The organism is Massilimicrobiota sp. An80 (genome assembly GCF_002159255.1).
GTDB lineage: Bacteria > Bacillota_I > Bacilli_A > Erysipelotrichales > Coprobacillaceae > Allocoprobacillus > Allocoprobacillus merdigallinarum.
In genome coordinates, this window is sequence record NZ_NFHI01000006.1 from 1 (window position 1) to 22,031 (window position 22,031).

Sequence of the window (22,031 nt, forward strand, 5' to 3'; positions counted from 1 at the left end):
AATCATCCTCCTTAAGATAATTACAAAAGTTTTATGCCGATAAATCAATAAAAAACTAATGATGATACAATGATTATTTCAATTTAATCGGCATAATTATTTTATCGGTATAAGTAGATTTATGCCGATATCGGCATAAGCTGACAAAAAAACCGCCACTCCAAAAGCTTCCTCCCCAAAGCTGTTTCTTTACTTCAGGATGTTCAGCAAATATGCGTTTTGCTGTTATACTTTTGATTGTTGTTATAATCTTAGTTGGACTATAATCCGGTGTTGACTGCACGAGAAAGTGCACATGATCTTTATCAGCACCTATTTCAAGAAATGTTATCCAATCATATCTCAACTCTATTCCTTCGCATATTTGCTTCAAGCTTTCATCCACTGTTTCTGTTATGACTATGCGGCGGTATTTTGTTGGACAAACGAAATGGTAAACAAGATTCGATACATTATGTGAATTATGAATATAAATACTATCTGGCATTTGTAATCACCCCAATGTTATTTTATAACATTGGGCACTACGCCGCAAGCAGCGGGGAAATGCCCAAGAGTAAAAAGTATTCACCGGATACTTTTTACTTATTATATTGACTCCCTTCCATTCGCATAACTGTCTTAATATTTTTCCTATTTCAATTCTTCTTGCATCATAAAACTCTTTTCTTCTATACTTTGGTGCAAGTACTATATGATATTTGCAGTTCCACTTTGTATGTGATAAACTATGTAAGTCATCTGTGTAATAACTCATGACTATTTCCTCCTTGTATAATATGATTTGTAGTTTCGCAGACCACAAATCAATTATATCACGGAGGATTTTTCGTTACCACGCCGCTAAAGCCTGTAGACACCCCCAGACTATCTGGGGTTTTATTGCAAGACAAAGAGCCAACTATAATGTAATAGTTGGCTTTTTCTATTTAAATAAGCCCATCAAATTCGTTTATAATTGCATCAAGCTTATTTCTTGTTACCTCTAATGCTGTAACCAGATTCTCACAATCTATATCAGCATATGCACTTTTCATTGCCACTGCAAGCAGTGATTTGCATTCGCATATCCCTTCGATAATATCTATCATTTTGTTCTTCATTAGGACCTCCTCATTTCGTTTCATTTTCATATCTATATTATATCATGTTATGAAATATGGAGAGAAAATGTAAAATGTTCAAAAAACCACAAATCACAAATCTGTGCTATAATAGATGTACAGAAAGGTTTCAGATAATTGCGATCCTTTTTGAATTTAAGTGAGCTTGATGCTCGGTGGTGAAATAATGACAAAGAATAAGGTATGTGGAACGAGAAAGAGGAACTTTCTCATCTTCTTCAGCACGTCTTATTCTTTTTTTTGTTCTATGAATAACGACATGGAAGAAAAGATAAAGAAGATTGGAATTGATAACATGTATTCCCTAAGACTTGCTGAAAATGAAGATGGAGGATGTATCGTCTTCATCCATACAAGAAATCCCATATGTGTCCATACGATTGAAGAACTCTTTGATGAGGGAATCATCATGGCACCACATGACTCCATTAGAGAGTTCATGGAATGCTGTCATCAGATGCTTGGTGATGAGCATGATAACAGAGTTCAGGTGTTGTTATAGGAAAAGGTGTAAAAGTGCCGTTGCCTGTTGCCAAAGCAGGCATACCCCTATAAGAAACGCCGAGAACGGGCTTGTCCTCTCGGCGGTTCTCCCTGTTGCCAGTTGCCAGACATATATTAATGGAGGTAACTTATATGAGAAAAAAGTACAGAAACTTTGAGATAATCTCAAAAAAAGAGTATATCAATATTGATGATATTATTAATAAAATAAATTCAAACAAGAGTATTAAATACTATCTCTATATTCTTCATGATAAAGATATATATACCATTGAAGATGAAAAGAAAAATTCTACTCATAAGGCAAACACAATTAAAGACCCTCATTATCATATCTATATTAAGCTTGATAATGCATATACATTTACAACTGTCGCTAATTGGTTGGATATAAAAGAAAACTTCATCAATAAGATAATAGGAAAATGGGGTGATGTTCTTTTATATGCTACACACAGGAATGCTTCATCCAAATATCAATATGATGATAGTGAAGTCGTAAGCAATTACGATTGGATAGCCGAACGTGATAAATATCAAGTCAAAAAGAATAATAAGGACATTAAGAATGAGCTTATTGAAAAAATAGACCAAGGTATAATCAGACGAAACAATTACACCCAATATATTGATGTAGATATGTATGTTAAATACAGAAAGGATTTTGAAAGCGCCTTTAAGTACTATGAGGATAAAATCAGGAATAAATCTATAAATAAAGAATGCATATACATCTATGGTACCAGTGGTAGTGGTAAAACAACCTATGCCAAGAAATTCTGTGAGGACAGAAACTTGTCTTACTATATTTCCAGTGCATCCAATGATATCATGAGTGACTACTGTGGAGAAGAAGTATTAATACTTGATGATGTGAGAGCAGACTGCTTTAACTCCTTAAGTGATTTTCTAAAGATGCTAGATAACAACACGTCCTCTACTGTCAAATCACGCTACCGTAATAAAATATTGGAATGTCAATATATTATCCTAACATCAGTCTTGGATATTGAAACTCTATTCGACAAGTTTCATGACAATTTTCACGAACCTATAAAACAGCTTAGAAGAAGATGTAAAACATATATTCATATGACTGATGATTTCATCACATATAATCTATATGATGAAGCACGTGGTGATTATATCAAAGCCACGACATTGCCAAATCCCATCAGCAAATTATATAAAAAGCAAAGATTAACCGAAGAAATGATTAATGAGAAGTTAGCTTTCTTTATCGGAGAGTCAAAAAATCCACAAGATAATAAGAACATGGTATAATATTATTGTAAGTTAGACGAACAGGAGAAAAGAAATTCGACCTGTTCGTTTTTCTTTTATATGACGAAATTTTCAAAAGATACTTAGCGTGTCTTTTAATTTATACGAAACGGAGGAAGTAATAATGTCATTACATCAAAAGAAACTTACAAAAGAAGTAAAAAATATAAAGAAGTATGCAAAATTCGGACTGATTCAAATATCGTTGCATGCTAAAGAAAGGATGAAAGAAAGAAACATTGATGAAAGACTTATTCAAATTGCTCTATCTTATAATTCCACCATAGTTCAGGATAGACCTGTCGGTAACTATAACACATCCCCCTTCTATGACCGCTTTGTCATACAATGCAAATATAATAAAATCCCATACCACGTTGTTATAGAAAAGCAGACAAGAGACAATCATTTTCATCTTTATAAAATGATTACTTGTTACAGACCCGATGAGGGAGTATTCAGAAAAGATGGAACTCTAAGAAAAAGAAGCAATAGAAAAAGCTTAAACGCTCGTACGATTTTAGCTCCAGCATCTTGATAGTAAGATGCTGTTGAGCTTAATTGCTCCTGCACCATGCAGTTGAGCTACTTACTGAACAATCTACAATTTAAAAAGTTGCCATTAACGGCGAAAGAATAGAGCCGATAATGGCGAAAAACACTGGTGCATAATATGAGGTGATAATTTGGGCAGAAGTCATCATAATCTATACAATCAGATGAAACAGAGTGTTTTAAATAGTTTTACCCCAGGAATTTCTAAAAGAAATGAGAAAATCGAGGATCACTACATCGAGAAATGCAGAGTATATTCATATAAAGATAAGGAAAACTTGCTTGATGTAGCAAGGGATTTTTCAAAATGGGTTAAAGAGAACTGTAATGAGATTAAAAAAATGAATCATATAACACCTGAACTTGTCAACAGATATCTTGAATCAAAAAGAACTTCATGTACATCCCATACTATCAAACAATATGCTTCAAGAATTGATAAGATTGGAAAGCTAGGTGAGTCAATGTTCAACTGCAAAATGAACATGAAAGCTTCACATATACCAAGTGGTAAAGAGGCTATGAGAACCATTGCCATGAAAGAAAGTGATTATCAAAAGATAGTCGACATCAGATCTAATGCCAAAGGTTTTATTGCTGTTAAATTAAGTCATGCTTTTGGACTTAGAGTAAGTGAAACAGTTAAAGTCAGACCTTGCGATATAAAAAATGACAAATTGGTTATATACAAATCAAAAGGCGGAAAGACAAGAATATTACCAATAGAATCAAAAGAACAGCGGGATATCATAAACAAACTTAAAGAGATTGCCGATAAAGAAAGATGCAAAAAAGACAGCCCCATACTCAACATTAAGCAAGGGTCTGTCAATAAATGGTTAAATTCCAGATGTAAGCAACTAGGAATCTCAAGATATAACGATCATAAAAGCAGTATCCATAGCATCCGCAAAAATTGGGCTATTAGAGAATATAACAAAGAGCTCATGCATCATAATCAAAAAACAGCATGGGCTAATGTCAGTGAAAAATTAGGCCACGGACGAGATAGAGAAGACCTTAGAGAAGTCTATCTTCCTAAACAATAATCTCTCTTTACTTTAAGAGGGTCATCAATATATATCGCAACTCGATTTTTACATAGCGATACAGGTACACTTATGGATTTACCATGTTTATTAGTAAAATAATAGACGTTACCCACTTTACTTTCATATTCACAATTTCTATTTAGATTTCCATAATCATCAATAACATAATAATCTGGTTCCTCAATATAGCTTAAAGATTCATCAATAGCCATGATTCTTTCTATAATGGCAGCATCATGAAGACCATCTTCTAAAAGATAAACATTATTATTTGGAATATCTCTCTTTAGGACAATTAGTGTAGGTGCGACAATTGGTGCTAACTTTTTTCTTGGTGATACACAAAACATTCCATGCTCAACATGACATTTCTGTACTGGAGCAACGTAATAATCTGTACTTCCTTTTATAAAATAGGTCATGTCAATCCCAAACTCTCTTGCTATCACCTCTATTTGAGGAAGGGTAATTTCCTTCTCCCCACTTTTCCATTTTGATACCAAAGTAGGAGATATCCCTAATCTTTCTGCAAATTGCTTTTGATTCATTTGATATCTTCTCATTATTTGTTCTACTCTTTTATAAGCGTCATTATTAGCTTTATCTATTTGCAATTTTACTTTTTCAGTTAAATAGTAACAATCATACTCACTCATTTTAGCTCTCTCCTTTAATATTAATTCTATCATTTATAATTTGAATTGACAATTCGTCAACTTTACAAAATGGTGGAGTCGATTATGTTATAATAGCATAGACATAGGCAGGAAAGGAGCTAAAAAATAACATGCCTATAAGGAGGTCAAACAAATGAATATTAATAAAAAGAAAGGATGTATGAATTGGAAAGAAAAATATATATTATCTCTTAAGGAAGAATTCAGTATTAAAGAAATAATGCTTCTTAGAGAATGTGGTGCGCCAAAAGCTAGACAACTACGTGAAGAAGCATTGAATTATTGTATTTCTCATCATATCAGCTTTAATGCAAATCAAAAAATACCTGCAGAAGCCTTGTTTGCAATTACAGGTAAAAATATTGATTTTTATAAACAAAAAATGGTAGCTGAATCTTTAGTTGAACAATTACCATTGCAACAATATGCATAAACTGATTTGGAGGAAATAAAATGGGCGTATATAAAGATAAGTTACGTGGTACATACTACGTTAAATATAAAAATACAACAAAAAGAGGTTTCAAAACAAAAAAGGAAGCTAAATTATTTGAAAATAAAGTTCTTAGACATAAAAGATTCAATGACGAATATTTCTGTGCTGTAGCACGAGGATATCTAAAACATCTTGAGCAGACATCAAAATATAGTACATATATGAAATGTCAGCAAGTAATGGAAGATTTTATCATCAAGAATTTCCCAGACAAGAAAATCAGCAACATAACTCCCCAGGATTGTTTTGAATTTAGAATAAAGTTGAGTAATTCTTCATATTCTACAACGACGAAAAACTATATCCTACAAAAATTCAAAAAAGTATTTAAACATGCTATGACATATAACGATTTATTTTCAGACCCTTCTGTCTCGCTTACCTCCTTCCAAAAAACATTAGAAGAAGATAAAAATGAAACAGTTAAAAAGAATACAATATGGGATGAAAATGATTTTAATCAGTTCATCAAATATGTAGATGATAATGTCTATAAAGTCTTTTTTATAACATTATTCTATACTGGTGCAAGATTAGGGGAAATCAGAGCCTTGACATGGAATGACTTTTCGAGAGGTAAAATCAACATTATCAAAAGTGTAACTTCGAAGACAGACCATGTTACTGATAATAGGAAAGAAGAAATTGTACCTACAAAGACAAGTTCTAGTAAACGAAGAATATCTGTTGGCAGTTCCCTTAATGAAATGTTAAAAGACTTAAAAAAACAGGAGCAACAGAAAGAAGGATTCAATAATGATTGGTTTATTTTTGGTGGCCCAAGAACTTTACCTACCACATCAATAGATAGGAAAAGACAAAAAGCCATCAAATTATCAGGTGTCCCTTTTATTACTAATCATGGTTTTAGACATTCAAGCATATCATTATGGATTAATAAAGGCGTAACCATTACAGAAGTCAGCAAAAGAGTTGGTCATAAAAATCCAGGAGTCACATTAGGAATTTATACTCATGCCAATATCAATGAAGATGATAAACTGCTAGATATTTTAAATAATTTACAATCCGAAACAATAAAATCAAGTCAAGATGAGGCTTGATTTTTGTTTTATTTAAATAAAAAATCTCAAAAACCTTCTCATAATTTTCTCATAAAAGAAAAGGAAACAAAAAAACACTGATACAATCAGTGTTAATGACTATTTGGTGGAGGCGGCGGGAATCGAACCCGCGTCCAAAAGCCGTCCCATATGAAACTTCTACAGCTTATCTTGTCGAATGAATTTAACTAAGCTACGATCCACAAGCAGTCTTTCACTTAGCGATTCTGTACATTTTCGTGGTATAAATCCAGAATCTTTATACCCTTAACCTATTAGATATGTTACCAGTTCTATAGCCATAGGTATGCTATAGGCTGATATTCGCTAAAGTCTAACGTCGACTAGCAAGCGAAAGATAATTGTTGTCTGTTTCCAGATATTTTTTGTTTGCAATTAACGTATGCCCACGGCTGCCATTCCATTCAAACTGACCCCTGTCGAATCCAAAACGCCCCCATTAGTAAGCATTTTTTAATGCTCTTTCCATATCTCTTTTTGCATCTTTAGCTTTCAGATCCTGACGTTTGTCATATAATTTCTTACCTCTTGCTAAAGCAATCTCTACTTTTAACTTAGACGTATTAAAATATAATTTTGTAGGAACTACTGTTAAACCATTTTCTTTCACTTCTCTTTGTAGCTTTTTAATTTGCTTTTTATGAAGCAATAGCTTTCTATTACGAAGTGGTTCATGATTAAAAATATTTCCTTGTTCATAAGGAGCGATATGCATGTTTTCAATAAAAGCTTCATCGTTCTTAAAACGAATAAAAGCATCTTTTAAATTGACATGTCCAAGACGTACTGATTTAATTTCTGTCCCTTTTAACTCAATTCCAGCTTCATAAGTATCTAAAATAAAGTAATCATGAAATGCTTTTTTATTCTGAGTGACAACTTTCATGCATATCACATCCTTTCTATCTATGTTTTCTTGTCTTTCTATGTGACCTATTTATTTTACCCTTTTTTGTACGTTTTGTCTTTACTTTTCTATCATTTATTTTCACAATTTTTGATTTCTTTTTTCTTGATTCCATTCCCACAACTTCAAAATCAATTGTTCTTTCTTTTTTATCGCAAGCGACAACTCTAACTTTCACTTTATCAGATAATTTAAAGATTCTTCCTGTTCTTTCACCAACGAGAACCATTTGTTTTTCATCATAGTGATAATAATCATCTGTTAAATCTGTGATATGTACCAAACCATCAATAGTATTTGGCAGTTCAACAAAGAAACCAAAAGAAGTAATAGAAGAAATCATACCTTCAAATTCTTCCCCAATATGTTCAGACATATACTCAGCCATCTTCATATCTGTTACTTCTCTTTCAATATCAACAGCTTCTTTTTCACGATATGAAGATTGTTCTGCTAATTCTGGAATCACTTCTTCAAAATGGGCTGTCTGTTTATAATCCTGTTTAAATAAGAATGTTCTAATTAAACGATGTCCCAATAAATCAGGGTAACGACGTATCGGTGAAGTAAAGTGTGTATAATATTCATCCGCTAAACCAAAATGCCCTAAACATTGAGCGTCATATCTTGCTTTTTGCATACATCTTAATAATAATGTTGACACAATCACATGTTCATCAGTTCCTTTAGATGCATGAATAATCGCATTTAATTCATTTGGATAAACATGTTCTAAAGATCCTTTAATCGTATATCCTAATGGTTTTACAATATTCACAAATTGTTGTAATTTCTTAACCTTTGGCTGTTCATGAACACGATAAATAAATGGTAAATCCATCCATTTAAAATGTTGCGCTACTGTTTCATTGGCTTTCAACATAAACTCTTCAATGATTTTATCAGAAGCACCACGTTTTCTTAAAACAACATCAGTTGGCTTTCCTTTTTGATCAACAAGCACCTTAGCTTCATCAACATCAAAATCAATAGCACCACGTTCATCTCTGACTTTTCTTAATAATGTCGCTAATTCCTGCATTAAAAAGAATAATGGCACAGCTGGTGCATATTCCTGCTGTAATTTTTGATCACCATCTAAAATCTTATTCACATTATTATATGTCATACGATAAGAAGAATGAATCACCGTTGGTAAAATATCATGATTAACAACTTCACCATGTTTATCAATTTCCATAATACAACTGATTGTATAACGATCTGTATTTGGATTTAATGAACATATTCCATTTGATAATTTATGTGGTAACATTGGAATCACACGGTCAACCAAATAAATAGATGTTCCTCTTTTAATGGCTTCCTTATCTAAAGGTGAACCCTCTGTAACATAATAAGAGACATCTGCAATATGAACTCCCAGCTGATAATGTCCATTATCCAATTTCTTTAAAGAAATGGCATCATCTAAGTCCTTAGCATCATCACCATCAATTGTCACAATCAACTCATTTCTTAAATCCACACGATTTTCAATATCACTGGGATCAATTTCATCTGAGATACCTTCAATTTGTTCGTAGACTTCCTTAGGAAATTCAATATCTACATCATGCGCATGGACAATAGATAAAATATCTATTCCAGGATCATTACGATGTCCAATAATTTTAATAATATCGCCTTTAATTTGTGGTTTAAAAGTCTTAATTTCTACCACAACCTTATGCCCTGGCATAGCGCCATGCATATGTGCTGCATCAACAATAATAGGCTTATCAAATTTCTGATCATCTGTTTTGACAATATAGTCTTTTCTTCCACGCTTCACTTCCCCAACATAACGAAGTTTTCCACGCTTTAAAACACGCACAACACGTCCTTCTTCACGTTGTCCATGAGATTTAATCTTTTCGATTAAAACAGTATCATTATGAAGTGCATCCTTCATATTGGAATCATGTATATAAAATTCTCTATCTTCATCAATTTTTACAAAACCAAATCCACGTTTATTTAATTCTAAGACACCTTTATAATATTGAAGCTGATTAATCAAATAATAATCATTAATACGACTTCTTATAATAAGCCCTTCATCTTCCATTTCATTAATAAGTTTGATAAACGCAACATAATCCTGTGTTTCTGTCATATGAAAGTGTTCAGCTAATTCTTGAATTTTTCTTCTTGTATAAGTTTGATCAGATAATAACTCTAATATTTCTTCTTTCAATTTTCTCACCTCACTTTTAGTTTATCCAATTAATAAAAAGAGGACACATCAAAGTGCCCTAATGATTAACCCATTCTAATTAAGATTGCAAGAACAAAAAATGCAATTGCAAGTCCAACAGTAATACGTGTTAAAACCAAATCTGCTCCTCTTTCTTTTTGATGAGCAAATAGGTTAGAACTTTGACCAGTCAAAGCATTCACCACACCATCAGATTTTCCACTTTGTAATAGGCATACAACAATAAGAGCAATTGAAACGATAATCAATAAAATATTTAAAATCATTGTCGTACCTCCTTTTCTTTTTATACATTCGCATAGACATCATAGCATATCATCATTTAAATTACAATACTTTTATTTTTAACAAAGATTTTCATCAACAATGGTGCCCCAATTAAATAGAAAAAGAAGTTTCCAACTGCATGAAAAGTATCAAATAATAATCCCGATATATAATAAACAATAAATAGTGATGGTCCACCCACAACAAATTTATCTAATGATACAATAAAACCAAAAACATATCCCATCAAAAAAGCAAATATAGCCATAACTAAAATATGTGGTTGTTTATGTATTTTCTTAAAAAAATCCATTAAACATTGCGTCAATAAACAAATCACAATCCATGCTAAAATCTGAAAAATTGTCCAAATTCCCATACCTAAATAGATATTAGAAACAAGTGTTGTCACAATCGTTAATTTAATACCAAATGCCAAACCAAAAATCATCACTGAAATAATGATAGTGGATGTTACGGGCTTAATATTAGGTAATGCCTGTAAAGCTATACGTGATGCTATATTGACAGCCGCTAATATTCCAATCAAACTGATTTCTTTAACTTTATCCATTTGTTGAATAGACCCATTCAACCTGATCACCATCTTTTAAAGTGCAAGCACCTGCACTCGTTTGAGGATATGTTCCATTAACCTTATATTTCCATCCTGACATGCCACCATAATCAAATTCCATAAGTCCGTTGATCCCTTTCACATAAATGGCTTGCCCAATTCCTGATGTACTCACAGGCATTTCATAATTATCTGCTAATATTTTTAAAGCATCATAAGCACTTATACCTTCTTCATATTCTATATAATCTTGTGCCATAACACCATCAACACCAGTGATTGTCACATAAACAGATGCAATTTCTTCTTCAATATAAACTTCTTCCTCTTTTTCAGGTACATCCTCTACTTGTGTTTGGTGAGATGTAGATGTTTCCTGATTGGAAGTTGTTGTTTGTTTCTGTTGTGTTGATTGAGATTCCGGCTTTTGTTTTGATGACTGTTTTTTTTCTTGCTGAGAAACTTGATTCACTTGTTCTTCTTTTTTTTCTTGTTGAGAAGTTTGATTCTCTTGTTCCTCTTTTTTCTCTTGGGAAACTTCCTCTTTTTGTTTCGAATCTGTCATTTCTTGTTGAACTTGATTTTCTGTATTGTCAGTCACTTGTTTTGCTGACTGACTTGGTGAAGCAAAGTAGGCATGATAAATGCCTACTCCACCTATTAATAAAAAACATACAACAACAAAAATGAGCGTATATTTCTTTGTTTTATTCAAGATACTGTCTTCCTTTCAATAGAAGTATACCACTTCCAATAAATAATAAACTATATCCTATCAACCATGATGAATCATCTGTTTGAACCACATCAGCTTTTTGTGATGATGATTCTTCTTTTGTCTGATTATCATTTTGCATTTCTGTCGAAGATGTTTCTTGATCTTCTTTAACTGAATCTTCTTCAACAGGTATTTCTGGTTCTTTTTCTATTTCGATAACTTCACCTAAAGCTAAGTATGCTTGATGGGCCTTTTGATAAACTGAACCATTATAATAGTATCCTATTGTTTGTACACCTTGTACAGTTGCAAGCAAATTATATTGCCCTTCTCCTGTAAATGATGACCAAAAACTTCCATCAGAGTTTTGGAAAGATAATAAGACATCATATGGATTATGTTCATTTTGATTATATGTTCCGGCTTTCACACCAGCACTATCATATGTTAATAATCCAGCCAGTACACATGCCTGCGTATTCGCATCTGCACCATATCCATACATATCAAATCCAGCATCCTCTTTTTGATATGATAAAATATATGTCATAGCCTGTTGAATAGTTGGCTGATATTTCTCTTGATTAACTAAACTCAAAGCTTCTATTGCCCATCCTGTGACAGCAAGATCTTCATAACCTCCAGCATATGTAAATGCTCCATTATCTTGAATCATAGAAGCTAGATAATCTGCAGCTAATTCTTGTTTATCTGAGCCTACAATATATAAAGCATCTACACAAAAAATCTGATTATTTGAACCAAAACCATTCTCATTTTCAAAATGAACAGCTCCATCACTTTGAATTGCTGATTCTAATAATTCAACATAGTTGACCCCGTTATAATTTCTAGGATCATTTCCATGTAAAGTTAAAACTATAATTGTTTTCGCAACATTTGATGCTGTATCTGTTGCAAGAAGTTCTTCAGGTATAACCTTCTGATCCGTTTCTACTCCAACTGATTCACTCGCAATGATTTCATCAACTGATTGAAACGCACTTAAATTTTGAAAATAATTTTTTGCTAATGTATAGCTTTCATCATACGATAATGCTGCTGTTGGTAAAACTTGACTAACAATTAACATCAACATCATTAATAAACTTGTAAAAATTTTCTTCATTTTGTCCTCCATTTCTCCTAGACAAAAATAGGGCCTTTAACCCTAAAATTGATACTAGAACGACTTTATACTCCGTAAAGTGTATTCCAAGATGTTGGCATGTATTCCGGCTCAAGTTCAACGTCTTAGCACCTTCCCAGTTTCCCAGTGGTATTACGCTTTAACTCCCTTTCACGGCTGCGGGACAGCTCAGGATTTTCACCTGCTTCCATTTTCATGAAATACTTCTATTTCCAACCAACAAATTCATAAACTTTTACGCCATCATTATACACTATTACGAAAAGATAATAAAGAAAAAGAAGCATCATGATATGCTTCTATTGAACAATTATTCTTCCTAAATAAACACCAATAATACATCCTATCACACTTATCATAGCATATACTACAGCAAGTGCATAAAATCCATCTTCTAAAAGTGTCAAAGTTTCTAGAGAAAATGTAGAAAAAGTCGTAAATCCTCCACAAACTCCAGTTTTTAAAAATATATTTATAGATGGTGAAATACGTTCTTTGGTAAACAAGCCTACAACCATTCCAATAATGAAAGCTCCTAGAATATTTGTTATAAGTGTGAGTATAGGAAAATGATTTTTTAATGGTATAAGACTTATGCCATATCTGAATATAGCTCCAAGTGCTCCGCCAAGTCCTACCCATAAAAATTTATCCATTATCGTTCTCCATCGCAACAACACTAAACTTCTGATCTTTTTCAATTAAAGTCACCGTTGTTGTATATTGTAATGTATCTAAAATAGGATTTATTTCTTTAAAAGTCATTTGAACTTTGACATCGTAATAACTATAATCTTCCAATCCTGACAAAGCTTTATAAGAAACCACATTAGATAAAATATCATAACGGATAACTTCAGGTAGATTTATATCTGTCTGTATTTCTTTATAATATTCATTTCGAGCATAAGCTGTAAAATCATCTTTTTTCTCAGCATAGAAATAATCAATACCACCTATTTCTCCATTCTCTTTATTCGATAAAGTATAGTAATCACTCACAAAATAAGCAGCCACTAATTGCCTTTCTGCGGTTTTATCACCACGATTAATAGCTGTGACTAATTGATTATATATATCACTCATTAAACTTGTTTCATTTTGTGATTCTACATATTCTATAGTTATCGTTTTTTGTGGAATAGCTTTTTCTTCATGATTTAAAACAAAAACCATTGAGAATACAATACCTATAACAAGAACCAAAATAACAGCATATTTTTTCTTGGCTTTTTGAATAATTCTTTGATATGGTTTTGTATCTTTGATGGAAGGCAAATATTCACTTTTAATAAAAATATTTAAAATCGTTAAAAGTGGTTTATATTTACGATCAATCATATTTGTTGCTTCTACAAAAAGTTCAAATAAAACCATCAAAGCAATAAATAAAATAGTTGCTGCAACCTTATCAAATAAATAAAGATAAGAACATAAAGAGAATAATACTGTAACAGCATATAAGATTAAAACACTCTTGGTTTGTCCAAGTTCTAAAGAAAACATCAATTTATGATGAAGATGATTACGATCAGCTTCACTAAAACTTTTATGATGAACTTTACGACGAATAATCGCAATAAACGTATCCATAATTGGAACCATCAAAACAACAATCGGTGCCCCTAATGTAAAAAAAGAGGAGCTTTTATAACCAAATCCAAGTAATGAAATGACTGCAATCATAAAACCAATAAACAACGCCCCACAATCACCCAAAAAGATAGATGCAGGATGAAAGTTATACACTAAAAAGCCACCTATTGCGCCAGCTAAAAGCAATGATAAAGAAGAAATATCTGTACGTCCATAAGTTAATGAAGTCAATGAAATAGTCACCAGAACAATAATAGATATACCTGCACACAATCCATCTAATCCATCAATTAAATTAATAGCATTACTAATACCTACGATCCATAAAATAGTAATAATAATAGCTAGTATATAAGACACTGATTCAGGTAAGAATGGAAGCGTGAATCCCTTTAAAACAATATCACCATAAATAATAACGACTAACGCGGCAATGACTTGACCAAGCATTTTTAATTTCGGAGATAAATCATGAATATCATCATAAAATCCTGTTAAGAAAATGATAAAGCCACCTATTAAAATAGCATTAATCTGTGTGTCTGTTTTTAAGAAGATCATCGTTCCAATTAAAAAACTCATATAAATCGCATAACCACCAGTTCTTGCGATAATGCCTTTATGTATTGTTCGTTTATTTGTATGGGCAATAATACCAAGTTTTTTTGAAACCTTTCCTACTATTGGAACAAGAATTAAGCTTAATACGAATGTCACAACAAACGATAAACATATTTCTAAACTCATGATTCTTAGCTCCTTTCTTCAATTCTATATCTTTTGTTATATCATAAATATGCGATTTTGCGAAGTCCTGACTGCATTTATTTCATTTATTTATTCTTATTAATGAAAAAATTTTCCATTTATATACTCATCATATAGACTTATCTTTTCTTTTGAAGTTATTTAATTATCTCTTTAAAAATATCATAATATAATATATTTTAAATGACAAAATCTATTCTAAGCTCTTTTTTGCTTAAAGTCTATTCACAAAGGTGTTATAATGTAAAATATAAGGAGGAAAATGAATATGCACAAATTAGGTATTTCTGTATACCCTGACAAAACACCAATGGAAGAGGTATACGCATACATGGAAAAAGCTGCAAAATTAGGTTTTAGCAGAATTTTTACATGTTTCTTATCTATTCCAGATGATGAAAGAGAAAGTTATTTAGTTCAATTTAAAGATTTCATGAAAAAAGCTCATGAATTAGGATTTGAAGTTGCTGCTGATACAAATCCACAAGTTTTTGACTTAATTGGAGCAACACCTAGCAATTTAAAACCATTCGCTGATTTGGGATTAGATATTATTAGAATGGATGGTAACTTTGGAACTCAAGGTGATATTCAATTAACACGTAACCCATACAATATTAAAATTGAATTTAACGCTAGTATGGATATGGGTGTAGAACTTTTAATCAATAATGGTGGTAATAAAGATCAAATCACTATGTGTCATAACTTCTTCCCAGAACGTTATACTGGGTTAGATTTTGATTTATTTATGGACTTTAACCGTTATTGGAAAGAATTAAATTTACACACTGCTGCTTTTGTTTCTAGTAACAATGAACATACAATTGGTCCATGGCAAGTTTTCTGTGGTTTACCAACTGTTGAAATTATGCGTGGTTTACCAATTGATTTACAAGCTCGTTATATGCTTGCGACTGGAGATGTTGATGATATCTTAATTGGAAACTATCCTGCAACTGATGAAGAATTAGAAGCATTATCTAAAGTGAATATGCAAGCTATTGAAATTAGAGTTGATGAAGCTGAAGGTATTAGTCAAAACGAAAAAGAAATCATGTATGATTTCGCTCCTCATTGGGATCGTTATGATCATTCATCATTTATGTTAAGATCTTCATCACCACGTGTATGGTTTAAAGAAAAGAAAAGTGTTCAAGATGGAGATATGGGAAAAGATTCTCAAATGAATGTAGAATCACAATCTATTCCATATAGAGATCCAGGTAAAAAAGTTTTCACTCGTGGAGATGTATTGATTGTTAATGATAATTTAGCACACTATCGTGGTGAACTTGAAATTGTTTTAACTGAAATTCCTAATGATGGTGAACGTAACTTAGTCGCTACTGTAAAACCTGAAGAATTAATGTTGTTAGATTTCATTAAACCAGGACATCACTTCAAAATCTTAAAATAAAAAACAAAGGATTGAAAGTTTCGTTTTCAATCCTTTTTTATACCTATTTTCTTGATTCAACTGGTGCAATCAAAACCTTTCCTGTGCCACGATAGACATTCACAAGGCCTTCACCAGATGCTGCTGATCCTGCTAATGTTTTTCCAGAACGTTCTACTTTGAACTCAAGAGTTCCACTCCATGCAATAGCCATATTTCCATCAATTTTTAAAACATCATCTTTTAAAGTCACTTCAATAAGTTCTTCTTGTGGACATTCTGATTCTAAGCATACAATACCAGAACCTTCTATTCCAAGATTAAATAATCCTTCATTTCCCATTGTCGCTGATGATAAATTAGAACGCATCACAGCTTTATGCTTTAATTTTGCATCACAAGCTAAAAATAAACCATCATCTAATACAACAGATTGATTCCATTCATCAAGATCAAGCAATAAAATATGTTTATATGTAGGTTCTAATACTAGAACTCCATCTCCTGTATATTCTGGTTTAATTGCTGATTCTCCAGTCACTTTTCCTCTTACTGCTTTAGATAACAAATCCCCTACACCTTTTAATCCTGTTGTTGCATAGACATTGCCAACCATCCATTGCATTGCCCCTGCCTGTACCACAACATTAGCTTGACTAATATCACAAATAACCTGTCTTTTACGAATATTCATTTCACTACAAAAATAAGCAGTTTGCGCATGATGTGGCATTACACTTAAATCACGTTGATATTCAATGACTTGAAAAGGTCCTTTCTCATTAATGATTTTCACATCATTATTATTTGTAAAATTAGAAATTGTAAACATATTGATGACCTCCTTTTCTACATTGTACTAAACCATTTTTAAGGAGTCCAACTTTTTTATTATTTTTATATTTTTATTCATCTAAAGAGCTTTTTCCAGTCTGATAATCAATTTTCACATGAGGCTGAACATTATACACAAAAACATTAAATTCTATATCTAAACCTCGATCCTCTACAGACATAGCTTCCATCAATACACCATCAGCCACCAGATTATCTTCTTCAAAAACAGGTGTCACACGATATAAAACATGATTTCCTGTATCTTTCACATAATCAGCAACTTCATTTTCAAAAGGCAACATTCCTTCTGTATTCATATATCTTGTCCCTGTGATTAAATTCTTTTCATTTGCATTTTCACCACTTAACTGATAACCAATCAAATGACATCTGTTGTAAAGATATTTACCATCTACAAAATCATATTTCTTTGTTTGCCATCCTGATGGTTTAATCATGCCAATACTTCCTCTTTCTTTTGTAGGCATAATATCTTCTCCAATATTTGCATATGCTACACCACAACGTCCGAAAGAATCTAATGGACTATATTCTTCAAATGATTGCGTTGTTAAATCTTTTTCATCAAAATAGGGCTCATTATCATTAACAATGACATAAGGCTTACCACTATATTCTGGGACATCTTCAATACTGATAGCACTATATGTCTGCTGATGAAATTCAACACCAAGATATCCACCCAGTGCAACAACACCAGCAACAATAATTTTTATAAGTTTCTTTTTATATCTTTTTCTCATTTCGATTCTCCTTGCATGATAAAGTTAATTTCTTCAACAATTGGCTTTAATGCTTGAAAATCAACAAAATCAACTTTTTTATTATACGAATCCACCATAGCTTGATCTTCTGCAGTCATATTTTCACGTGGTTTATTTTTAGTAACCTTATATAAAAGAGTCATCATAGTCTTGTGTTTAAAGCTTAACTTTGAATAATCAATACCTCCACGTAAATGAAAAAACTTTGAGCCATGAAAAAGTTCTGGTGATAATTGTTGTTGGAGAGCATGTCTTATATTTTTTATATTTTGTTCATCTTGAACATCTGCTAAACCTACTGTCACGACAATCATTTGTGTCTGTGATGGTATCATTTTAACTATATGTTTTAATCCCTTAACTCCTCCTGCATATAATCCACCTAAATAAACAATGAAATCATCATGTATATTTTTTACATCTTCTTCGTTTTCTAATGGTAAATGTGTTAATCTTGATAATTCTTCAGCATATTGTTTTGTTGTTCCATAGTGAGAACCATATATAATAATTCCTTTCATTTTTATGCCTTCTTTCCATGATATTCATTCTTTTTCTTGCTCTATACATACAATAAAATAGAAACCTTACTATTTCTAAAAAATCATTTTCTATCACATGACTCATTTATATCCGTTTCTTTTCTACGCACATAAATTGTGTCCAATATTCCATTATTCTCATGAGATTCTACTAATTGTAGTGGAATTGTTGAAAATCCTGTATGAAACAATGAAATGCCTGATCCTAAAAGAATTGGAATAATAGAAATATGATATTCATCAATCATTTGATTTTGCATAAGCGATTGAATGATTTGTGCTCCACCACAAATCCATATATCTTTTCCTTCTTTTTGTTTTAACTCCCTAATCAAATCGCTTGGATCCTGTAAAACAAATTGAATATTTTCTGTTGATTCTTTTTGATTATGTGTTATGACATAGCTTTGAAGTGAAGAATAAATCCACTGATCTGGTGATAATTCTGTTACAATCTGATGATATGTATTCCATCCCATAATAACTGTATCTATATTTTGAATAAATTCTGTATAAATATCTTTTGTTTCCTGATTGGAGTCCTGTCCTTGTAACCAGTCTACTCCACCATTTTGATCAGCAATATATCCATCTAGACTCATCGCAATAAATAAAATAACTTTTCTCATTCATCCACCTCAATGCATTCAAATTATAACATGTTAAATCTTTGTCGTCATTTCTTTTTATATGCAATGAATACTTATATAAATGTTCATCTTTTTTATTTTTCAAACAAAAAAAGAAGATTAATACATAGTATCAATCTTCTCATTATTGTTATTGAGCATTTGAAGCTGCAATTTTAACCTTACTGAAATAATCTGAAATGATTTTACGAGTTGCTTCATCATATTCAAAAACTTCATCTTTATCATTACCAGTTCTAGGCACATAAGCATTAATTCCTTCATAATCTCCATTTGCTAATTCATCCATAACTTCCTGATTAGCAGAAGTATATCCTACAAAGCTTGAATTATCCATAGCAGCTTCATAGCTACAAGCATAATTAATAAATTCATGTGCTAATTCTACATTTTCAGCATTCTTTGGAATCACCATAGCATCACTCCATAAATTTGTTCCTGTTTCAGGCATATAGAATCCCATGTTTTCATTTTCACTCATAACATAAGCAGCATCTCCAGAATAAATCAATCCTAAAGCTTTTCTACCTTGAGCCATGTTATCAATAATTTCATCAGTGACGATTTCTGGTTCCATTGTTTCTACACATTTCACTAACCAGTTATAAGCTTCTTCTAATTCTTTTTCATCTTTTGTATTCATTGAATATCCTAAAGCTTTTAATGCCATCATGAATGAATCACGTTCAGAATCATATAGATAAATATCTCCTTTGTATTTAGTATCTAAGAAAATATTGTATCCTTCTTTTTCTAAGTCTGCTTCACTGACTTTTGTTTTGTCATAAACAATTCCTACTGTTCCCCAGAAATAAGGAATTGAATAATCATTGTTTGGATCATATGGTAAACCTTTGACAGCATCAACAAGCTCATCCATACATGTAATCTTATCTTTATCTAATTTTTGAATAAGATCTTCTTGAATTAATCTTTCAATCATATAGTCACTAGGAACTAAAATATCATATGGTTCTCCATTTGCGACTTTGATATACATAGCTTCATTTGAATCAAAGTAATCCACAACGACTGTTGCGCCTGTTAAATCTTCAAAACCAGAGATAAAATTTTCACCCATGTATTCTCCCCAGTTATAAAGGTGTAATTCTTGTCCAGCATATGGCTTATCTGCATTTGAATCCCCTCCACACGCTGTTAAAGTAAACATTGTTGCAACCGCTAATAAACTAGTTAATAACTTTTTCATCTTTTTTCTCCCTTCTTGCTTTAATTAGTGGTACTACATTGATAATCACTAAGACTACCGTTATCAATACTACGACAAGCGTAGATATTGCATTGATTGTTGGGTTAACTCTTTTACTCATTGTATAAACCATGATACTTAAGTTTTTAACCCCTCCTCCTGTTACAAAGTATGAAATGATAAAATCATCAAATGACATTGTAAAGGCAATTAAGGCTCCTGATACGATACCAGGCATAATTTGTGGTACTAAAACTTTTGTTAAAGCTTGCCATGGTGTTGCTCCTAAATCCATTGCTGCATCAGATAGATTTGGATCTAGTGAACGAATTTTAGGCATCACACTTAAAATGACATAAGGTATACAGAATGTAATATGAGCAAGTAACATTGTCATAAAACCACGTTCTATATGAAATGTAATAAATAGTAACATCAACCCAATAGCTGTCACAATTTCTGGATTCATAATTGGAAAATCATTTAACTGCATCATGACTTTTTTAACAATCTTGCTTGATTTTGATAAACCAATGGCACTAATTGTTCCTACTATTGTCGATACAATTGTAGCAATCACAGCAACTGTAATTGTGACATATAATGATTCCATCATATCTCTATTTTGGAAGAGTTTTTCATACCAGTTTAAACTAAAACCAGTAAAATGTGTTAGTGATTTACTTTCATTAAAAGAGAAGATAACCATAAATACAATTGGTAAATAGAAGAATAAAATCATCAGAACCATTAAAATTTTACCAATAATTCTCTTATTTTTTTTCATGATTCCTGATTCCCTCCTCCACTATTACGTTCATCAATTTTTCTAATTGCATACATACAAATCATCATAATGACTGCCATAATCATAGAGATTGCACTACCAAAGTTCCATTCTCCAACTGTAATAAATTGATTTTCAATCACGTTTCCAATTAAGAAGAACTGTCCTCCACCAAGAAGTTTAGGAATAAAGAATGAACTCACTGCTGGTAAAAAGACAAGTGTTATTCCACTGACAACTCCTGATAAAGATAATGGCAAAGTGACACGTAAGAATGTCTGAACTCTGTTCGCCCCTAAATCAGCACTGGCTTCTAATAATGATTTATCCATCTTACATAAAGATGTATTGATTTGTAGAATCATAAATGGAATAAAGTTATAAACCATTCCAAGCAATACAGAACCTTCTGTATATAACAACTCCATATCTTTGAGTCCAAAGAAACCTAAAATTGTTTGAGCTATACCCCCATCAGAAAGAATTCCTATCCAGGCATATGTTCTGACTAACATATTAATCCACATTGGTAAAGTAATAGCTAAAACAAGAATATTACGAACACGATCACTGCTTCTTGCAATAAAATAAGCAACTGGATAACCTAAGACAACACAGATAATTGTTGTCTTCACAGCAATCGTCAATGAACGCCATAAGACAAGTAAAAAGTCTGGGTCGGTAAAAAATTTTTTAAAATGATCCAAAGTAAATGTAAAGTTAATGATATCATTTCCACTTGTTGTTAATGAATAGAAAAGAATTAATAACATTGGTAATAAAATCATTAAGATCACCCATATCATATAGGGCCATGCTAATTGTGAAAAACGTTTCATT

General features: G+C 31.9%; 25 protein-coding genes, 1 other RNA gene, 1 pseudogene and 1 riboswitch. Of the genes and pseudogenes, 7 read left to right on the forward strand and 20 right to left on the reverse strand.

The window, feature by feature from the left end:
- Positions 1-73: 73 nt before the first annotated feature.
- From tnpA to B5G32_RS13770, 3 genes and pseudogenes are all read right to left on the reverse strand, one after another.
- On the reverse strand, positions 74-487 hold the full coding sequence (gene tnpA, locus B5G32_RS02690) for an IS200/IS605 family transposase (RefSeq protein WP_204209603.1): 414 nt from the start codon (positions 485-487) through the stop codon (positions 74-76).
- 99 nt (positions 488-586) lie between these two features.
- Positions 587-757 (reverse strand): annotated as a pseudogene (locus B5G32_RS02695) (transposase); the annotation flags it as partial.
- Between the two features lie 172 nt (positions 758-929).
- On the reverse strand, positions 930-1,103 hold the full coding sequence (locus B5G32_RS13770) for a hypothetical protein (protein WP_158093959.1): 174 nt from the start codon (positions 1,101-1,103) through the stop codon (positions 930-932).
- A gap of 187 nt (positions 1,104-1,290) precedes the next feature.
- Between B5G32_RS13770 and B5G32_RS02700 the strand changes: the two genes are divergently transcribed.
- From B5G32_RS02700 to B5G32_RS02715, 4 genes are all read left to right on the forward strand, one after another.
- Positions 1,291-1,626 (forward strand): hypothetical protein, encoded by a 336-nt coding sequence (locus B5G32_RS02700; protein WP_087245006.1) that lies wholly within the window; start codon positions 1,291-1,293, stop codon positions 1,624-1,626.
- 95 nt (positions 1,627-1,721) lie between these two features.
- Positions 1,722-2,912 (forward strand): Rep family protein, encoded by a 1,191-nt coding sequence (locus B5G32_RS02705; RefSeq protein WP_087245005.1) that lies wholly within the window; start codon positions 1,722-1,724, stop codon positions 2,910-2,912.
- Positions 2,913-3,036: 124 nt separating this feature from the next.
- A complete protein-coding gene (locus B5G32_RS02710; RefSeq protein WP_087935782.1) occupies positions 3,037-3,450 on the forward strand; it encodes a DUF4258 domain-containing protein in 414 nt (137 codons plus the stop codon).
- Positions 3,451-3,598: 148 nt separating this feature from the next.
- Positions 3,599-4,516, forward strand: a complete 918-nt coding sequence (locus tag B5G32_RS02715) for a tyrosine-type recombinase/integrase (protein ID WP_087245003.1) — start codon at positions 3,599-3,601, stop codon at positions 4,514-4,516.
- Here B5G32_RS02715 and B5G32_RS02720 read toward each other — a convergent pair.
- Positions 4,498-5,175 (reverse strand): helix-turn-helix domain-containing protein, encoded by a 678-nt coding sequence (locus B5G32_RS02720; RefSeq protein ID WP_158093960.1) that lies wholly within the window; start codon positions 5,173-5,175, stop codon positions 4,498-4,500. The two genes, B5G32_RS02715 and B5G32_RS02720, sit on opposite strands and share 19 nt — an antisense overlap.
- A 154-nt stretch (positions 5,176-5,329) precedes the next feature.
- Here B5G32_RS02720 and B5G32_RS02725 point away from each other — a divergent pair, with 154 nt between their 5' ends.
- Together B5G32_RS02725 and B5G32_RS02730 are read left to right on the forward strand one after the other, a co-directional pair.
- Complete coding sequence (locus tag B5G32_RS02725) at positions 5,330-5,629, forward strand: hypothetical protein (protein ID WP_087245001.1); 300 nt, start codon at positions 5,330-5,332, stop codon at positions 5,627-5,629.
- A 20-nt stretch (positions 5,630-5,649) separates the two neighbouring features.
- The gene (locus tag B5G32_RS02730; RefSeq protein ID WP_087935783.1) at positions 5,650-6,756 is read left to right on the forward strand and encodes a tyrosine-type recombinase/integrase; all 1,107 of its coding nucleotides are present in this window, start codon (positions 5,650-5,652) and stop codon (positions 6,754-6,756) included.
- A 104-nt stretch (positions 6,757-6,860) separates the two neighbouring features.
- Here B5G32_RS02730 and ssrA read toward each other — a convergent pair.
- The 9 genes from ssrA to B5G32_RS02775 form a co-directional block, all read right to left on the reverse strand.
- Positions 6,861-7,215: a transfer-messenger RNA gene (gene ssrA / locus B5G32_RS02735) on the reverse strand.
- 1 nt (position 7,216) lies between these two features.
- Entirely contained in the window at positions 7,217-7,663 is a 447-nt protein-coding gene (gene smpB, locus B5G32_RS02740) for an SsrA-binding protein SmpB (protein WP_087244999.1), read from the reverse strand.
- A 16-nt stretch (positions 7,664-7,679) separates the two neighbouring features.
- Positions 7,680-9,884: a ribonuclease R gene (gene rnr, locus B5G32_RS02745; RefSeq protein ID WP_087935784.1), complete on the reverse strand. Its 2,205-nt coding sequence runs from the start codon at positions 9,882-9,884 to the stop codon at positions 7,680-7,682.
- Between the two features lie 65 nt (positions 9,885-9,949).
- Complete coding sequence (gene secG, locus B5G32_RS02750; protein ID WP_087244997.1) at positions 9,950-10,171, reverse strand: preprotein translocase subunit SecG; 222 nt, start codon at positions 10,169-10,171, stop codon at positions 9,950-9,952.
- A 56-nt stretch (positions 10,172-10,227) separates the two neighbouring features.
- Entirely contained in the window at positions 10,228-10,767 is a 540-nt protein-coding gene (locus B5G32_RS02755; RefSeq protein ID WP_239386177.1) for a hypothetical protein, read from the reverse strand.
- Complete coding sequence (locus tag B5G32_RS02760) at positions 10,739-11,464, reverse strand: DUF4430 domain-containing protein (protein ID WP_087935785.1); 726 nt, start codon at positions 11,462-11,464, stop codon at positions 10,739-10,741. Before B5G32_RS02760 ends, B5G32_RS02755 begins: the two co-directional genes overlap by 29 nt.
- A complete protein-coding gene (locus B5G32_RS02765; RefSeq protein WP_087935786.1) occupies positions 11,457-12,596 on the reverse strand; it encodes a prenyltransferase/squalene oxidase repeat-containing protein in 1,140 nt (379 codons plus the stop codon). The genes B5G32_RS02760 and B5G32_RS02765 overlap by 8 nt, the downstream gene beginning before the upstream one ends.
- Positions 12,597-12,675: 79 nt before the next feature.
- Positions 12,676-12,853, reverse strand: a riboswitch (cobalamin riboswitch).
- A 63-nt stretch (positions 12,854-12,916) separates the two neighbouring features.
- Complete coding sequence (gene crcB / locus B5G32_RS02770; protein WP_087935787.1) at positions 12,917-13,273, reverse strand: fluoride efflux transporter CrcB; 357 nt, start codon at positions 13,271-13,273, stop codon at positions 12,917-12,919.
- Positions 13,266-14,960 (reverse strand): MraY family glycosyltransferase, encoded by a 1,695-nt coding sequence (locus B5G32_RS02775; RefSeq protein ID WP_087935788.1) that lies wholly within the window; start codon positions 14,958-14,960, stop codon positions 13,266-13,268. The genes crcB and B5G32_RS02775 overlap by 8 nt, the downstream gene beginning before the upstream one ends.
- Positions 14,961-15,249: 289 nt before the next feature.
- Here B5G32_RS02775 and B5G32_RS02780 point away from each other — a divergent pair, with 289 nt between their 5' ends.
- Positions 15,250-16,401, forward strand: a complete 1,152-nt coding sequence (locus B5G32_RS02780; RefSeq protein ID WP_087297237.1) for a DUF871 domain-containing protein — start codon at positions 15,250-15,252, stop codon at positions 16,399-16,401.
- Between the two features lie 43 nt (positions 16,402-16,444).
- Here the strand turns inward: B5G32_RS02780 and B5G32_RS02785 are convergent, their stop codons facing one another.
- The 7 genes from B5G32_RS02785 to B5G32_RS02815 form a co-directional block, all read right to left on the reverse strand.
- Positions 16,445-17,212, reverse strand: coding sequence for an AIM24 family protein (locus B5G32_RS02785; RefSeq protein WP_087304670.1), 768 nt, complete (start codon positions 17,210-17,212; stop codon positions 16,445-16,447).
- A 73-nt stretch (positions 17,213-17,285) separates the two neighbouring features.
- Positions 17,286-17,981, reverse strand: a complete 696-nt coding sequence (locus tag B5G32_RS02790) for a DNA/RNA non-specific endonuclease (RefSeq protein WP_087935789.1) — start codon at positions 17,979-17,981, stop codon at positions 17,286-17,288.
- On the reverse strand, positions 17,978-18,523 hold the full coding sequence (locus tag B5G32_RS02795; RefSeq protein ID WP_087935790.1) for a flavodoxin domain-containing protein: 546 nt from the start codon (positions 18,521-18,523) through the stop codon (positions 17,978-17,980). Before B5G32_RS02795 ends, B5G32_RS02790 begins: the two co-directional genes overlap by 4 nt.
- Positions 18,524-18,606: 83 nt before the next feature.
- The gene (locus tag B5G32_RS02800; protein ID WP_087935791.1) at positions 18,607-19,173 is read right to left on the reverse strand and encodes a dihydrofolate reductase family protein; all 567 of its coding nucleotides are present in this window, start codon (positions 19,171-19,173) and stop codon (positions 18,607-18,609) included.
- A 151-nt stretch (positions 19,174-19,324) separates the two neighbouring features.
- Positions 19,325-20,404: an ABC transporter substrate-binding protein gene (locus B5G32_RS02805; protein ID WP_087935792.1), complete on the reverse strand. Its 1,080-nt coding sequence runs from the start codon at positions 20,402-20,404 to the stop codon at positions 19,325-19,327.
- Positions 20,385-21,191 carry an ABC transporter permease gene (locus B5G32_RS02810; protein ID WP_087935793.1) on the reverse strand — a complete coding sequence of 269 codons (807 nt, stop codon included), beginning with the start codon at positions 21,189-21,191 and terminating at the stop codon, positions 20,385-20,387. The genes B5G32_RS02805 and B5G32_RS02810 overlap by 20 nt, the downstream gene beginning before the upstream one ends.
- Positions 21,188-22,030, reverse strand: a complete 843-nt coding sequence (locus B5G32_RS02815; RefSeq protein WP_087935794.1) for an ABC transporter permease — start codon at positions 22,028-22,030, stop codon at positions 21,188-21,190. Before B5G32_RS02815 ends, B5G32_RS02810 begins: the two co-directional genes overlap by 4 nt.
- Position 22,031: the final 1 nt, after the last annotated feature.

What these genes read in the sequence shown, in the direction of transcription:
- tnpA (WP_204209603.1), bottom strand. Translation starts at nt 487, where the DNA reads ATGCCAGATAGTATTTATATTCATAATTCACATAATGTATCGAATCTT.
- B5G32_RS13770 (WP_158093959.1), bottom strand. Translation starts at nt 1,103, where the DNA reads ATGAAGAACAAAATGATAGATATTATCGAAGGGATATGCGAATGCAAA.
- B5G32_RS02700 (WP_087245006.1), top strand. Translation starts at nt 1,291, where the DNA reads ATGACAAAGAATAAGGTATGTGGAACGAGAAAGAGGAACTTTCTCATC.
- B5G32_RS02710 (WP_087935782.1), top strand. Translation starts at nt 3,037, where the DNA reads ATGTCATTACATCAAAAGAAACTTACAAAAGAAGTAAAAAATATAAAG.
- B5G32_RS02720 (WP_158093960.1), bottom strand. Translation starts at nt 5,175, where the DNA reads ATGAGTGAGTATGATTGTTACTATTTAACTGAAAAAGTAAAATTGCAA.
- B5G32_RS02725 (WP_087245001.1), top strand. Translation starts at nt 5,330, where the DNA reads ATGAATATTAATAAAAAGAAAGGATGTATGAATTGGAAAGAAAAATAT.
- B5G32_RS02730 (WP_087935783.1), top strand. Translation starts at nt 5,650, where the DNA reads ATGGGCGTATATAAAGATAAGTTACGTGGTACATACTACGTTAAATAT.
- smpB (WP_087244999.1), bottom strand. Translation starts at nt 7,663, where the DNA reads ATGAAAGTTGTCACTCAGAATAAAAAAGCATTTCATGATTACTTTATT.
- secG (WP_087244997.1), bottom strand. Translation starts at nt 10,171, where the DNA reads ATGATTTTAAATATTTTATTGATTATCGTTTCAATTGCTCTTATTGTT.
- B5G32_RS02765 (WP_087935786.1), bottom strand. Translation starts at nt 12,596, where the DNA reads ATGAAGAAAATTTTTACAAGTTTATTAATGATGTTGATGTTAATTGTT.
- crcB (WP_087935787.1), bottom strand. Translation starts at nt 13,273, where the DNA reads ATGGATAAATTTTTATGGGTAGGACTTGGCGGAGCACTTGGAGCTATA.
- B5G32_RS02775 (WP_087935788.1), bottom strand. Translation starts at nt 14,960, where the DNA reads ATGAGTTTAGAAATATGTTTATCGTTTGTTGTGACATTCGTATTAAGC.
- B5G32_RS02780 (WP_087297237.1), top strand. Translation starts at nt 15,250, where the DNA reads ATGCACAAATTAGGTATTTCTGTATACCCTGACAAAACACCAATGGAA.
- B5G32_RS02785 (WP_087304670.1), bottom strand. Translation starts at nt 17,212, where the DNA reads ATGTTTACAATTTCTAATTTTACAAATAATAATGATGTGAAAATCATT.
- B5G32_RS02790 (WP_087935789.1), bottom strand. Translation starts at nt 17,981, where the DNA reads ATGAGAAAAAGATATAAAAAGAAACTTATAAAAATTATTGTTGCTGGT.
- B5G32_RS02795 (WP_087935790.1), bottom strand. Translation starts at nt 18,523, where the DNA reads ATGAAAGGAATTATTATATATGGTTCTCACTATGGAACAACAAAACAA.
- B5G32_RS02800 (WP_087935791.1), bottom strand. Translation starts at nt 19,173, where the DNA reads ATGAGAAAAGTTATTTTATTTATTGCGATGAGTCTAGATGGATATATT.
- B5G32_RS02805 (WP_087935792.1), bottom strand. Translation starts at nt 20,404, where the DNA reads ATGAAAAAGTTATTAACTAGTTTATTAGCGGTTGCAACAATGTTTACT.
- B5G32_RS02810 (WP_087935793.1), bottom strand. Translation starts at nt 21,191, where the DNA reads ATGAAAAAAAATAAGAGAATTATTGGTAAAATTTTAATGGTTCTGATG.
- B5G32_RS02815 (WP_087935794.1), bottom strand. Translation starts at nt 22,030, where the DNA reads ATGAAACGTTTTTCACAATTAGCATGGCCCTATATGATATGGGTGATC.